The sequence below is a fragment of the Kitasatospora sp. GP30 genome, assembly GCF_029892145.1.
GTDB classification, from domain to species: domain Bacteria; phylum Actinomycetota; class Actinomycetes; order Streptomycetales; family Streptomycetaceae; genus Kitasatospora; species Kitasatospora acidiphila.
The window spans coordinates 26,391-39,224 of the sequence record NZ_JARZAH010000055.1 but is presented as its reverse complement, the minus strand read 5'-3'; the positions used below and the strand labels follow the sequence as shown (position 1 = coordinate 39,224).

Genomic DNA, 12,834 nt, shown 5'->3' with positions numbered 1-12,834 from the left:
AGACGATGGAGCTCTCCACCGAGGCTGAGGAGATGGGCCCGATGGACAGCGGCCAGAGCAACAGCTGCTCGAACTCCAGCTGGGTGTTCTGCTGATACCGATCGGTTCGGTTCGGTCGCACCAACCCTCGCACTACTGATCATCAGAGCATGACAATCCGAGAGGAAACAGATCATGGCGCTGCTCGACCTGCAGACGATGGAGCTCTCCACCGAGGCTGAGGAGATGGGCCCGATGGACAGCGGCCAGAGCAACAGCTGCTCGAACTCCAGCTGGGTGTTCTGCTGAACCGACTGATCGACTAGTCGGCTGGGCCACCCGGTCCCGGGCGGGCAACCGCCTCGGGGCCGGGTGGCCTGCGCCGTGCGTCGTCCGTACCGTCAACGCACGGACGAAGCCCGCAGTTCACCGTGACGACCTAGGAGGGCAGAATGATGACCGATTCCGTGGAAGCAGTCGGCCGGATCGGCCCTTCGCATAACCGTGCCGCTGACCGGCTGCTGCTGCGCACAGTCCGGGACACGGGTGTCTGGGCCGTCCTGCTGGCGCTCTCAGCCCTCGGGAGTGTGGTGGCCCAGGTGCTCCTTCCCGCAGTGGTCGGTGCCGCCGTGGACAGCGCGATGACCGGCCGCACCGCAGACGGGCGGATCACGACCTGCTCCCTGGTGGTCGCCCTGTTCATCCTGTGCGAGGTACTCGCCGACCTTGCGGCGGGCCGGAGTTCTGCCGCCGCCACGGCCCGGCTACGCCGGGTCCAACTCGCCCACCTGCTCACCCTCGGCGGGCGCGCCACCGTCCGCTTCGGCCACGGAGACCTCACCACCCGGCTGATCGGCGGCGCCGCGGACGCGGGCGCCGCGGCGGAGGCCGCCGTGTGGGCGGCGCTGTCCGTCATCCCGTCTCTCGTCAGTATCGCCGCGCTCTGGCTGATCGACCCCTGGCTGGCCGTGACGCTCCTCGTCGGCGTGCCCGCGTCGGTCTTCTTCCTGCGGTCGTACACCCAGGACCTGTCGGGCCTGATCGCCCGCTACCAACGTATCCAGGGGATCATCGCCGCCGGTTTCGTCGAGGCCCTGGGCGGCATGCGAACCATCACGGCGGCGGAAAGCGCGGACCGGGAGGCCGAACGCGTCCTGCATCCGCTTCCCGAACTGAGCGGACTCGGCCACGGGTTCTGGCGGGCGCAAACCAAGATGGCGGCGCAGAACGCTCTTCTGGTGCCCTTGCTGGAGGTAGCCGTCCTCTCGGTTGCCGGGTTCGGGCTGGCGGCGGGTCGCGTCACACCGGGTGAGATGTTGGCGGCCGCCCGCTACGCCGCCCTGGGCTCCGGAGTCGGCATGACCGCGATGTTCCTCGGTCGGCTCAGCCGGGCCAGGGCCGCCGCCGGACGGATCCAGGAAGTACTGGTGGAGCCGGCGATGGCCTACGGGGCCAGGGACCTACCCGCCGGCCCTGGTCGCCTCGAACTGCGGGACGTCACCGTGCGAGTTGACGGGAAGACGCTCCTCGAAGACGTCAACCTGGCTGTACCGGGAGGGACTTCGCTTGCACTGGTCGGTCGCTCCGGCAGCGGCAAGTCGCTTCTCGCCTTCGTCGCCGGACGGTTGACGGATCCGCAGGGCGGTACGGTGCTGCTGGACGGAGTTCCACTGCCGGAACTCTCGCACGACCAGATCCGCGGCGCGATCGCGTTCGCGTTCGAACGCCCGGCCCTGTTGACCGGGACCGTCGGGGAGGCCATCCTCCTCGGCGACGGGGAGGCGGACACGTCGCCCCGGATCGCCCGGGCCGCTGCGGCCGCCTGCTTCGACGCGTTCGTCCAGCGTCTGCCGAGGGGGTACCACAGCGACCTCCAGCAGCTGCCGATGTCCGGAGGAGAAGCCCAGCGGCTCGGTCTGGCAAGGGCGTTCGCGCACCCAGGCAGGCTCCTGGTGCTCGACGATGCGACCTCCAGTCTCGACACCGTCACCGAGTTCCGGATCAGCAGCGCCCTCGTCGGTGAGTTGGACGGCCGTACCCGCCTGATCGTCGCCCATCGGGCCTCTACCGCCGCGAGGTGTGACCTGGTGGCCTGGCTGGAAGACGGTGGCATCCGGCGGGTCGGCCCGCACAGTGAGCTCTGGGACCTCCCCGACTACCGGGCGGTCTTCCAGCCGGACCCGTCGCCCGGCCAGAACGGTCCGGAGCGGACCGCAGAGCTGTCCGGGCCGGCAGATACGACCCGATGAGGAGGGTGAGCGCCTTGCTGTCCGGTGTCCCTGGCCTGCTCTGGTCGGAGCTGGTCGCCCCGCTTCGTCGTCGGCCCCGCGTGGTGGGGCAGTTGGCCCTGTGGTCGCTGGTCGAGGCGATTCCCGGGTTCGCCACCGGTCGGTTGGTGGCGGCCTCGGTCGACTCCGGGTTCGGCGTCGGCCGACCGATGACGGGCATGGGCTACCTGTTGCTGCTCGGCGCAGCCGTCTTCGTCGGCGCGTGGGCGACCCGCCAGGTGTACCCGCGGCTGGCGGCACTGGTGGAACCGCTCCGGGACGATCTGGTGAGGCGGGTGGTCACCGGCGGGCTGCACGCGGGCGAGGCGGTGCCGGGCCGACCCGACATCTCGGGCGTTGCCAGGCTGACACAGCAGGTGGAGATCGTCCGTGAGGCGTACGCCGGGATCACCATGGTCGTTCGCAGATTCGTCTTCGCCGTCGCCGGCGCACTGTTGGGCGTGTGCTTCCTGGAGCCCCTGGTCCTGCTCGTGGTCCTGCCGCCGCTGGTCGCCGCGACGGTACTGCTGGCGCTGATGGTCCGCAGGACGACCGCGGCCCAGCGTGAATTACTCCTCGCCGACGAGGACTTGGCCGCCCTGGCGGGCACCGTCATCGGGGGGTTGCGCGACGTGACCGCTGCCGGTGCCGAGCAGTGGGCGGGAGACCGGATGGAGGCGGCCGTCCGGCGACAGGTCAGGGCGGCCCAGCGGCTCGCCGCACTGATGGCCAATCGGAGCCTGGCGCTGGCTGTCGGCGGATGGCTCCCGCTGGTCCTTCTGCTGACCACCGCGCCCTGGCTGTCCGGGCACGGCGTGACCGCCGGAGCCCTGCTCGGATCCGTCACCTACATCATGCAGGGGATCCAGCCGGCCCTGCAGACCCTGGTCCAGGGACTGAGCGGGAGCGGCGTCCGGCTCACCGTCACCCTGCGCAGGATCCTGGAGTCCACTCCGACCGTGACGGTTGCGGCTGGCGGGCCCCTGCAGAGCCCCGTCCAGTCGCCGGGCCCACGCGGAGAGTCGGCTTTCGAATCCGGCGTGGAGCTGGCGAAGGTGACGTTCGCCTACGGTCCCGGTGCCGAACCGGTGGTGCGTGACCTGGATCTCGTCATCGAGGCAGGTGACCACCTCGTCGTGGTCGGCCCCAGCGGGATCGGCAAATCGACCTTCGCCGGCTTGCTCTCCGGGCTCCTGCGGCCTACCAGCGGCGAGGTGCGGTTCGGCGGGCGCCCGCTGCCCGACCTGGGCGCCGGTCTCGTCCATCGCCGCGTCCTGATCCCGCAGGAAGCCTATGTCTTCACCGGGACCCTGGCCGAGAACCTGGCCTATCTCGATCCCACGGCGACACCAGGGGACGTGGAGCGGGCCGTGGCTGCCATGGGTTTGGAACGGTTGGTCGAGCGGCTCGGCGGGTACCGGGCCACCGTCTCGGCGGGTGAACTGTCGGCGGGTGAGCGCCAGCAGATCGCCCTGGCCCGCGCCTACCTGTCGCCGGCGGAACTCGTCATCCTGGACGAGGCGACGTGCCACCTCGACCCGGTTTCGGAGGCCCGTGCGGAGGAGGCGTTCACCCGGCGGCCGGGGTCCCTGGTGATCATCGCCCACCGGATGAGCTCTGCCCTGCGGGCCCGTCGAGTCCTCCTGATGGACGGAGCGGACACCACGGTGGGCAGCCACGAGGAGCTGCTGGCGTGCTCAGGGCTCTACCGCGACCTGGCGGGGCACTGGCAGCGCCCCGCCGGTGCCAAGGCGCTATGAGCTGCGAGGGCCCGCGGGAAGCCAGCCCATCTCCTCGGCGATCCGGATGGCGTCCACCCGGCTGCGTCCTCCGGTCTTGGTCACCGCGGCGGCCAGGTGGTTGCGGGCGGTACCTGCCGAGATGAAGAGCCGGGCGGCGATCTCCGTGACGGAGGCGCCGTCCGCGGCCAGTCGCAGCGTGTCGAGTTCGCGGGGCGTCAATGGATTCTTGCGCGCGCCCAGCGCGGCGACGGCCAGCTCGGGGTCGATGGCGCGCTTGCCGGCGGCCACCTTCCTGATCGCAGCGGCCAGTTCCTCGGCAGGGGCGTCCTTGCCGAGGAACCCGAGCACATGGGCGGAGAGCGCGCTCCGTAGATGCGCGGGTTTGGCCAACCCGGTGAGGATGAGGATCCCGCACCCGGGAAGTCTGTCGTGCAACTCGGCCGCGACTCGGAGCCCGTCCACGCCGGGCATGTCGATATCGAGCACGGCCACGTCCGGTTGGACCTGCAAGGACATCGGCAGCACCAGGTCACCGCGGTCGACGTCCGCGACCACTTCCAGATCGTCCTCGTACGCAAGAAGCGCCATCAGCGCGCTGCGCACCATGTTCATGTCCTCAGCCAACAGGATCCTGATCAACTTCCCCCCCCAGTCAGGCAATGACATGCTGTCCCGATCAGACAAACATGTTTGTTGTCGTCCTGTCTCTGAATGATCGCCGTTCGTTACGACACTGTGGGTGCCGATAAATCATCCCGCCTGGTCAGGCAGCATGTCGGTACTCGTGGAGGGTTCCGCCGAGTCTGTCTCGTCGGTGGATCTCCAAGTGTCTGATCTGTGCTGGTTCGTTGATCGGTTGGGGGAGTGGCCGCAGTGGGGCGGCTTGGCCGAGGGCTCGGTGGTCGGTGGCTGTTGTAGAACTGCTCGTACTCGCGCAGTGCGTGGAGAAGGTGGGTCTGGTTCCAGATCAGGGTGCGGTTGAGGAGTTCGTGCCTGCAGGTCTGTATCCAGCGCTCGATCAGCGAGTTCATCCGCGGGATGTGGATGCCGGTGGTGACGACTTCCACTCCGGCATCGGTCAGCAGGGCGTCGAAGGCGGCGGTGAACTTCGAGTCCCGGTCGCGGATCAGGTACCGGGCCCTGCTGCCCGCGTCCTCGAGATCCATGAGGAGGTTGCGTCCGAGCTGTACGATCCACTCGCCGGTGGGGTGCGCGGTGGCGCCCAGGATCCGGATACGTCGGGTCGAGTGCTCGATGACGGCGAAGACGTACAGCTGCGCGCCCGTCAGGGTGCGGACTTCGAACAGGTCGCTGGCCAGCAGGGCCTCGGCCTGGTTGCGCAGGAAGTCGGCCTAGGTGGTGTTCTGCCGTTCCGGTGCGGGAGGGATGCCGTGTTCCTTGAGGATCTCCCAGGCGGTGGACGCGGCGACCTTGATGCCCAGTGCCGCGAGTTCGCCGTGGATTTTGCGGTAGCCCCAGGACGCGTTTTCGCGGGCGAGGCGCAGGACCAGGGCACGGATCGAGCGGATCGTGGGGGGCGCCCGCGTCGCTTGGGCACGCGGGTTGCGGCGTGGCGCCGCTTGAGCAGGTCGCGATGCCAGCGCAGGATCGTGTCGGGCCGTACGAGCAGCAGGAGGTGGCGCAGTTTGTCCTTGGGGAGGTGGTGGAGCAGGCTGGCGAGGACGGCGAGATCGGTGTCGGTGAAGTTCGGCTTCCGGACCTGGCGTTGGAGGACCAGCAGTTGGTGCCGCAGCGCGAGGATCTCGATGTCCTTGTCTCTGTCGCTCATGGGCAGGAGGCGCAGGAACGCCAGGGCGTTGGTCGCGGCGAGGTAGGCGAAGCGCAGCAGCACGACAGATCATGATGCCGCCGACGCCCTTCCAGGTGAAGACGCCGGAGCGGTACTGGCCAGAGCCGAAGGACGGCAGCAAGGCTGTGACCTGCGTGGATGATTTATCGGCACCCGCAACGCTCCTGGCGGCGGCGTTCCTTGTCCTCGAAGTCGGCGAAGGCCCCACGAGGCGGCCCTCCACCAGCGATTCGGTGTCCTCCGTGGGGCGGGCGAGGGCGGTGAGGGATACACCTCTGCCATGCCCCCGCGCCCCAACAGTCCCAGCGGTGTTCAGGCGGTTCGTGGGTCGGGGGTGAGGCGGTCGAAGGAGACCAGCAGGTGCTCTGGGCCGCGTAGTACGGCGTTCTCCCGGTACGGCGGGGGGTCGGTGACCAGGCGGGGTGATGCGAGTCGGCGGGCGAGGGCGGTCAGGGCGATCTGTGCTTCGGTGCGGGCGAGGGTTGCGCCGATGCAGTAGTGCAGGCCGCCGCCGAAGCCGAGGTGGGCGTTGTCGGGGCGGTCGGGGATGAAGCGGTCGGGGTCGGGGAAGCGGTGGGCGTCGCGGTTGCCGGCGGCGAGCATCAGACGGATTCTGGCGCCCTTGGGGATGGTGGTGCCCGCGATGTCGATGTCGGCCAGGGCGCTGCGTCCGGACATCTGCACGGGTGGGTCGTAGCGCAGGACCTCCTCGACGAGTGGGGTGGCGAGGTCGGGGTCGGTGCGCAGTCGGGTGAGGGCGTCGGGGTTGCGCAGGAGGGCGAGTGTGCCGTTGGCGATCAGGTTGACGGTGGTTTCGTGGCCGGCGATGAGGAGGAGACCGAGGGTGATGCGCAGGTCGATGGGTCCCATCTGGCCTGCGGGGTTCTGGCTGAACATGAGGCCGGACAGCAGGTCGTCGCCGGGGTTGGTTCGGCGCTTCTCGATGAGGCCTTCGAGGTATTGGATCAGTTCGATCCGGGCTTGCTGGAGTTCGTGAAGTTCCTCGGCGGTCTGGGTGCCGATGGGGTCGAGTCCTCGGGTGAGTCGGCGGGCGAGGCTGCCGAAGACGGGCTCGTCCTGGCGGGGTACGCCGAGCAGTTCGCAGATCACGGTGACCGGTAGGGGGTAGGCCAGGTCGGTGACCACGTCGAGCTGTCCCGGCTGTTGGCTGGTGTGTGCGTCGAGCAGGTGGGTGACCAGGTCGTGGATGTGGTCGCGCATGCCGGTGATTCGGGGGATGAATTCCTGGGTGACCAGGCGGCGGAGCTGGTCGTGGCGGGGCGGGTCCAGGACGAGCAGGCTCTTCGGGGCTCCCTTCTGGGTGTTCGAGTTGAGCCGGTCGGCGCTGATGCGCGGGTCGCGCAGGAGTTGGGTGATCTCGTGGTGGCCGCTGACCAGCCAGGTCCCGTCGTCCATGCGCGTGACCGGCTGTTGGCGCATCCGCGCGAAGTAGGGGTAGGGGTTGGCGCGGTTGTCGTGCTGGAGGGCGTGGGTGAACAGGTCGGTGGCCGAGGACGGCGTCGTGGTGGGCATGGGAGTGTCCCCTTTTACTGGTGTGCGGTCAGGGCCGGCGCGGTGGGTGCAGGGAGGTGCGGGCCGTGGTCGGGGGCGGCCTCGGGTTCGCGGCCGGTCGGTCGGGGGAACTCGGCGTCGACGGGATCGAGGTGTGCCGGGCCGTCGGGTGCGTTGAGCATCGGTGGGAACGGTGTCTTGGCTTCGATGAGGGCGGCGTATCCGTCCAGCACGCGGGGCGAGTCCACCGCGACGGCGGCGACCAGGCGGCCCTGGTGCCCGTAGGCGGCGACGAATCGGCGCTGGTCGAGGGATCCCTGGGTGACGACGACCTGGTCGGCGATGGTGGGCAGGCCCACGGACTTCAGGTTGACCCCGAACTGGTTGGACCAGAAGGCGGGCAGGGGTTGGTGGACGCGGTGGTCGAGGGGGTCGTGGGTCATGTTGTGGGCGGCGGTGCGGGCCTGGGCGACGGCGTTGTCCCAGTGGTCCAGACGCAGGGGCTGTGCGGGGTAGAGCGGGTGCGGCCAGCGGGCGACGTCGCCGGCGACGAAGACGTCCTCGGCGACGGTCCCGTCGGCGGCCAGCGCTCGGCAGGCGCCGTCGCACCTCACCCCGCGGTGGTCGGCGGCCAGGGCGGAATCCGCCAGCCACTCGGTGTTCGCGAGCGCGCCCGTCGCGACCACGACCACGTCGGCGTCGACCACGGTGCCGTCGGACAGGTGTGCCCGTCGGACCTGGCCGTGGGAGTCGCCTTCCAGGGCGTGGACGGTGGTGTTCACCCGCAAGTCGACTCCGGCCTCGCGGTACCAGCCGGCGGAGACGCGGCCGATCACGCCGCCCAGCGCGCTCGCCAGCGGGGCGGTACCGCGTTGGGCCACGGTCGCGTCCAGCCCCAGATCCCGGCAGGCCGAGGCGACCTCGCCGCCGGTGAAGCCACCACCGATGACCAGCACCCGGCGCGGTGCGGCGACCAGGGCCGCGCGCAGCCGGTCCGCGTCGTCGCGGCTGCGCAGCCCGTGCACACCGAGCAGGCTGCCGCCGGCCTGTGCGGGCCACGGGCGGGCACGGGTACCGGTGGCGATCAGCAGCCGGTCGAAGTCCACGCGACGCCCGTCGGCCAGCATCACCTGGCGGCCGGGCACGTCCAGCCTGGTGGCGGCGACACCCAACAGCCACCGGGCGTCGATGTTGCGCACCCGGGGCAGCACCGTGTGGTCGGTAGTGAGCCAGCCGGACAGCACCGCCTTCGACAGCGGCGGCCGGTCGTAGGGCTCGTGGGGCTCGTCGCCGATCAGGGTGAGGTCCCCGGTGAATCCCTCGTCTCGCAGCGCCTCGGCTGCGCGCAATCCGGCCAGCGAGGCGCCGACCACGACGATGCGACCGGTGCGGCCCTGGCGCGCCGCGTGCGTGGCGGTCACCGGGTTCGTCCCGGGGACAGGGGCGAGGGCTCGGTTGCGCCGCTCAGGGTGATCGCCTGGACGGGGCACGCCGCGGCGGCCCGTTCGACCTCGCGGCGCGTGCTGGGGTCGGGCGCGTAGTCGTACTCCACCGACTCCTCGCCGTGGAAGCGGAAGACGGTCGGCGCGGCGTAGGCGCACTGTCCGTAGCTCTGGCACCGGTTCAGGTCCACCACAAGCCGCAGCGTCTGCGGCGGGGACTGCGTGCTCATCTCTTTCCTCTTTCCTCGCTGGTCCGTGCGAGCCCTGCAGCGGCGGGGGCGGTGTCGACCGCATCACCCCGCGGACCGGCGGCGGCCACGCCACCTGCCATCGCGATCAACATTCAGATAGTGACCACTATCGAGAGCGTACACGCTATCCGAGGTTTGACATGTCGGTCGCTATCTGAATACTTCTTTTGATATGGATGCTGAGCATGATGAACCAGTACGGCAGCGGTTGACCCGCGCGCAGGCCAAGGCCCGCACCCGGGCCCTGCTGCTGGACGCGGCAGCGCGGATCTTCGCCCGCAAGGGCTTCGCCGGCGCCTCGGTGGAGGAGATCGCCGAGGCGGCGGGCTTCTCCACCGGCGCCCTGTACTCCAACTTCGACAGCAAGGAAGCCCTGTTCCTCGAACTGCTGTCGCACCGCGCCTCCGACCGCATCACCGCCGCCGCCCAGACCCTGGACAGCCCCGACGCAAGCCCTGGAGAAGCCCTCGCCACCCTGGGGCGCATGCTGATCGACGTAGCCGACAAGGACATCGACTTCGCCCCGCTGCAGGCCGAGTTCTGGCTGTACGCGATCCGCAACCCCCAGGTGATGGACACCATGGCGGCCACGATGAACGAACCGCGCCAGGCACTGGAACGCGTGATCAGCGCCTCCCTGGCCCAGCGGGGCGCACCCGCCGAGGTTTCCCCCGACGCCGTGACCACGGTGGTGATGGCGCTGTTCCAGGGCCTGGTGCGCCAGCGGCGCGTCAACCCCTCAAGCGTGTCCGAAGACCTCTTCGGCCAAGCCCTGATGTGGCTCTTCACCGGCATTCTCGCCGGCGGCGCGCCCGCGCCGGCCAGCGGCGACTGACCATTGCGACCACCCAGGCAGCCAGCACCTGACCAACTCGCAGAGCAAGCCGGTCAGGTGCTAGGGGGCAACTGATGCGCGTCCCTGCTGGTGGCCTCCAGTCGTATCCCGCGCGGCCCTCGAATCGCCAGCGGCATCGATGCCACCACCGGGTCCACTGATCGTTCTCATCCCCCCACGAAGGAACCGCCCCCCATGAACCCAGCCCGACACACCCCTCACGCGGGCGGCCCGCGTCAGCCCGGCGCGGCTCGGACCCTGCGGATCCGCTACACCGTCGTCGGTATCATCCTGGCCGTCACCTGGATGGGAGAGAGCAACGAGCCGGTGTGGGAACACGCCCTGCGCTGTGTCGTGATCCTGCTGATCGTCCCGCCTCTGCTCCTGCTGTCCGAGCGCCGTCTGACCCGGGCCGTGTACGAGTCCGAGCAGCCCCGGTGGGCCATCGCCCGACTGATCACCGTCAGGATCGCCATCATCTCGGCCTCGCTCTGCGGCGCCTACCTCCTCGGCTGCCTGCTGGACCCCCATGCCGGCGGGTCCCTCGTCTTCCTGGGCGTTCGCCTGCTGCTCGTCCTGCTGTCGATTCCCCTGCAGGTCCGTGCGGCACACCGAACGCGCGCCAGCGGGGTGCATCCGTCGACCGGCCCCGTCGTGTCGCCACCCCGGCTGATCGCCGCGAAACTCATCCTCATCGTCGCCGCGCTCCTCGCTCAGACGCTGCTCGACCACTACACGCACGACGCCACCGTGGTGGTCGCGGCGGCACTCGTCATCGCAGTGGCCGTCATGGGCCCCAAGATCCACCCCCGACTGCTGATCGCCCAAGCCGCCACGAAGACGGAACCGACCAGGGCAGCAGCCTGACCGCGGACCCTGCGGGCCCCCACCAGCCCTCACCTCCGCACACCCCGCAGGCCGTCAAGAACAGCCATGAGCACTGCCAACGAACACTCCCGTGCCACAGGCTGTGACGACGGTCAAGCGCTGCTCGACACCACGGCCCTGACGCTTGCTCGACTGACACCGACTCCCACGACGCCGACTCCGGCCACCCGAGCGGTCCTGGAGCAGGCGACGCCCATCCTCCGGCGGCTCCACCGGAACTCGCGCCGGAACCCGGACCGGCTTCGTCGGACGTGACGGGGCTGCCCGTGACCGGCGAGGTCGACGCAGCATCTATCGGCCCGGGTCCAGCGCGCGCAGGTCGCCCGCTCCTACGAACCCCTTCCGCCCCCGTCCGAGTTCCGCACCGACGGGCTGGGCGTGCTCACCACCATCGAGCGATTCCTCGACCATTCGGGCGCCTGCGAAGTGCTCGTCACACACCTGCCGATGCTCGCCGCCGACGGCCTTCGCCTGTTCGTCGCTCACCTCTCGCCCTACCGGCTCGCGGCATCGGCACCCGCGATCAGCACCGCCAGCTGCGCAGGATCGAGGCCGACCTCTCCCCCTGCATCACGGAGGAACCACCAGTGACCCAGCACGACACACAGCGCGTCGAGACCTACACGGCGGCCGACGGGACCCCGCTCCCGCTGCACGTGTTCACCCCGGTCGGCGCTGCCAAAGCCGCCATACTGCTGTTCCACGGCGGCTGCTGGATGGCCGGCTCGCCGGCCAAGTTCTTCCCCCACGCCAAGGCACTGGCGCAGGCCGGCATCCTCACCGCCAGCGCCGGCTACCGGCTCGTCGGCGCGGGAGCCGACACCCCGCTCGACTGCATGACCGACGCGAAACGAGCCGAGGCGGCCTTCCGGACCGTGGCAGCGAACGCGGGGCTCACCTCAATCAGCGTCGGCGGCGGATCCGCAGGCGGCCAACTCGCCCTGAGCCTGGCCGCGTCACCGGACAGACAGTACGACAACCTGGTGCTGTTCAACCCCGCGCTGGACGCCTGCCGCGAGGACGCGCCCATCACGAAACTGCTCAACCTCTCACCGGAGCAGGCCAGAGCGATCTCACCGCTGCACCACGTACGGCCCTGCATGCCGCCCACCGTCATGTTCCACGGGACCGACGACCAACTGGTGCCGATCCAACTCGCCCGGAAGTTCCGCGACCTGCTGGCCGCCGCCGGCAACGACTGCGAACTCATCGAGTTTCCCGGAGCCCAGCACGGCTTCTTCAACTTCAACGAGAACGACAACCACACCTACGACCGGGTACTCGAACTAACCCAGGCATTCCTGCTCACCCAAGCCGCCCGCCCCTGATGCGACAGGCGAATCCCTGCGCCGTCAGCGGACAGTCGAGGGGTGATTCCTCCCGCGGCCGGCGCGGGTCGGACACAGTGGGTGCCGTGGATCGCCGCCGCCGCGGCCGCCGTCTCCTTCGCCGCGAGCTTCCTGGTCCGGCCGGGCACCACCAGCTGACCTCCCCTTTCCCCATCGACCCGAGGAGTCCTTGCATGGCCCTGCCGTCCCTCGCCTTGCTGTGCGACGACGCCACCGAGCTCCACGACGACCTGGTACGGCTGCGCCACCGCCCGCACCGCAAACCGGAGGCCAGGATCGACCTGCCCCGCACAGGAGAAGGTGCTCGCCGCGCTCGACGGACTGCCACTGGACTGCGGGCAGGTCGTGGGGAACGTCGAACGTGGGGGCTTCTCGCCCGGTCCCTGCTCGCTCACCAGGGATCCTTCGCTGTCGGGCGATCACGGTCACGGGCCTGCCGCGATCGACGGCAGGCCGCAGCCCTCACTTTTTCGTACCGCCCGTCCGCTGTCCCGGGTTTCCCCGAAAGATGCGGAGGCAGCGCCAACGGCGATATGGGAGCGCTGAGGAACGGTCAGGATCACACGGCGCCGCTTCGCCGCAACGCTGCTTGTGGCGGGACGGTGCCGGAGCGGTCGGTACGGGCGACGGCGGGGGCCTGGCGGTGGGACTCGCGCAGTCGGTGGGCGCGGGTCCCGGTGGCCTGGGCGCTCTCGTCCATCGCCGGGATGGTCTCCGGTTCGCGGAGCCAGCCGTAGTGGGCGCGCCTCGCGGGCCGTC

General features: G+C 69.9%; 13 protein-coding genes and 1 pseudogene. 8 read left to right on the top strand and 6 right to left on the bottom strand.

Annotation, left to right across the window (positions count from 1 at the left end; translation table 11 throughout):
- The first annotated feature begins 174 nt into the window (after window positions 1–174).
- The 3 genes from P3T35_RS37840 (at window position 175) to P3T35_RS37830 (ending at window position 4,006) form a co-directional block, all read left to right on the top strand.
- Entirely contained in the window at window positions 175–288 is a 114-nt protein-coding gene (locus tag P3T35_RS37840; RefSeq protein ID WP_280709464.1) for a SapB/AmfS family lanthipeptide, read from the top strand.
- 146 nt (window positions 289–434) lie between these two features.
- Window positions 435–2,228, top strand: a complete 1,794-nt coding sequence (locus P3T35_RS37835) for an ABC transporter ATP-binding protein (RefSeq protein WP_101385392.1) — start codon at window positions 435–437, stop codon at window positions 2,226–2,228.
- Window positions 2,229–2,233: 5 nt separating this feature from the next.
- Window positions 2,234–4,006 carry an ABC transporter ATP-binding protein gene (locus P3T35_RS37830; protein ID WP_280709462.1) on the top strand — a complete coding sequence of 591 codons (1,773 nt, stop codon included), beginning with the start codon at window positions 2,234–2,236 and terminating at the stop codon, window positions 4,004–4,006.
- Here the strand turns inward: P3T35_RS37830 and P3T35_RS37825 are convergent.
- Both P3T35_RS37825 and P3T35_RS37820 read right to left on the bottom strand, forming a co-directional pair.
- On the bottom strand, window positions 4,001–4,627 hold the full coding sequence (locus tag P3T35_RS37825; RefSeq protein WP_101385391.1) for a response regulator transcription factor: 627 nt from the start codon (window positions 4,625–4,627) through the stop codon (window positions 4,001–4,003). The genes P3T35_RS37830 and P3T35_RS37825 overlap by 6 nt on opposite strands.
- 124 nt (window positions 4,628–4,751) lie before the next feature.
- Window positions 4,752–5,618: pseudogene (locus tag P3T35_RS37820) on the bottom strand (integrase core domain-containing protein).
- Here P3T35_RS37820 and P3T35_RS37815 point away from each other — a divergent pair.
- On the top strand, window positions 5,559–5,852 hold the full coding sequence (locus P3T35_RS37815) for a hypothetical protein (protein WP_280709479.1): 294 nt from the start codon (window positions 5,559–5,561) through the stop codon (window positions 5,850–5,852). The pseudogene P3T35_RS37820 and the gene P3T35_RS37815 overlap by 60 nt on opposite strands.
- Window positions 5,853–6,110: 258 nt before the next feature.
- Here P3T35_RS37815 and P3T35_RS37810 read toward each other — a convergent pair whose 3' ends face one another.
- From P3T35_RS37810 to P3T35_RS37800, 3 genes are read right to left on the bottom strand one after another with little or no spacing between them, the layout of a single operon-like run.
- Complete coding sequence (locus P3T35_RS37810; RefSeq protein ID WP_101383083.1) at window positions 6,111–7,331, bottom strand: cytochrome P450; 1,221 nt, start codon at window positions 7,329–7,331, stop codon at window positions 6,111–6,113.
- 14 nt (window positions 7,332–7,345) lie between these two features.
- Window positions 7,346–8,731: an FAD-dependent oxidoreductase gene (locus P3T35_RS37805; protein ID WP_101383084.1), complete on the bottom strand. Its 1,386-nt coding sequence runs from the start codon at window positions 8,729–8,731 to the stop codon at window positions 7,346–7,348.
- Window positions 8,728–8,955 (bottom strand): ferredoxin, encoded by a 228-nt coding sequence (locus P3T35_RS37800; protein WP_101385393.1) that lies wholly within the window; start codon window positions 8,953–8,955, stop codon window positions 8,728–8,730. Before P3T35_RS37800 ends, P3T35_RS37805 begins: the two co-directional genes overlap by 4 nt.
- A 256-nt stretch (window positions 8,956–9,211) precedes the next feature.
- Here P3T35_RS37800 and P3T35_RS37795 point away from each other — a divergent pair, with 256 nt between their 5' ends.
- The 4 genes from P3T35_RS37795 to P3T35_RS37780 all read left to right on the top strand — a co-directional run bounded on the left by P3T35_RS37795 (window position 9,212) and on the right by P3T35_RS37780 (window position 12,054).
- A complete protein-coding gene (locus P3T35_RS37795) occupies window positions 9,212–9,838 on the top strand; it encodes a TetR/AcrR family transcriptional regulator (RefSeq protein ID WP_280709457.1) in 627 nt (208 codons plus the stop codon).
- Between the two features lie 195 nt (window positions 9,839–10,033).
- The gene (locus tag P3T35_RS37790) at window positions 10,034–10,705 is read left to right on the top strand and encodes a hypothetical protein (protein WP_101383086.1); all 672 of its coding nucleotides are present in this window, start codon (window positions 10,034–10,036) and stop codon (window positions 10,703–10,705) included.
- A gap of 399 nt (window positions 10,706–11,104) precedes the next feature.
- Window positions 11,105–11,317 (top strand): hypothetical protein, encoded by a 213-nt coding sequence (locus tag P3T35_RS37785; RefSeq protein WP_143676956.1) that lies wholly within the window; start codon window positions 11,105–11,107, stop codon window positions 11,315–11,317.
- Window positions 11,314–12,054: an alpha/beta hydrolase gene (locus P3T35_RS37780; RefSeq protein WP_101383087.1), complete on the top strand. Its 741-nt coding sequence runs from the start codon at window positions 11,314–11,316 to the stop codon at window positions 12,052–12,054. The genes P3T35_RS37785 and P3T35_RS37780 overlap by 4 nt, the downstream gene beginning before the upstream one ends.
- 580 nt (window positions 12,055–12,634) lie before the next feature.
- Here the strand turns inward: P3T35_RS37780 and P3T35_RS37775 are convergent.
- Window positions 12,635–12,775, bottom strand: a complete 141-nt coding sequence (locus P3T35_RS37775; protein WP_180356677.1) for a hypothetical protein — start codon at window positions 12,773–12,775, stop codon at window positions 12,635–12,637.
- Between the last annotated feature and the right edge of the window lie 59 nt (window positions 12,776–12,834).

What these genes read in the sequence shown, in the direction of transcription:
- P3T35_RS37835 (WP_101385392.1), top strand. Translation starts at nt 435, where the DNA reads ATGACCGATTCCGTGGAAGCAGTCGGCCGGATCGGCCCTTCGCATAAC.
- P3T35_RS37810 (WP_101383083.1), bottom strand. Translation starts at nt 7,331, where the DNA reads ATGCCCACCACGACGCCGTCCTCGGCCACCGACCTGTTCACCCACGCC.
- P3T35_RS37790 (WP_101383086.1), top strand. Translation starts at nt 10,034, where the DNA reads ATGAACCCAGCCCGACACACCCCTCACGCGGGCGGCCCGCGTCAGCCC.
- P3T35_RS37840 (WP_280709464.1), top strand. Translation starts at nt 175, where the DNA reads ATGGCGCTGCTCGACCTGCAGACGATGGAGCTCTCCACCGAGGCTGAG.
- P3T35_RS37775 (WP_180356677.1), bottom strand. Translation starts at nt 12,775, where the DNA reads ATGGACGAGAGCGCCCAGGCCACCGGGACCCGCGCCCACCGACTGCGC.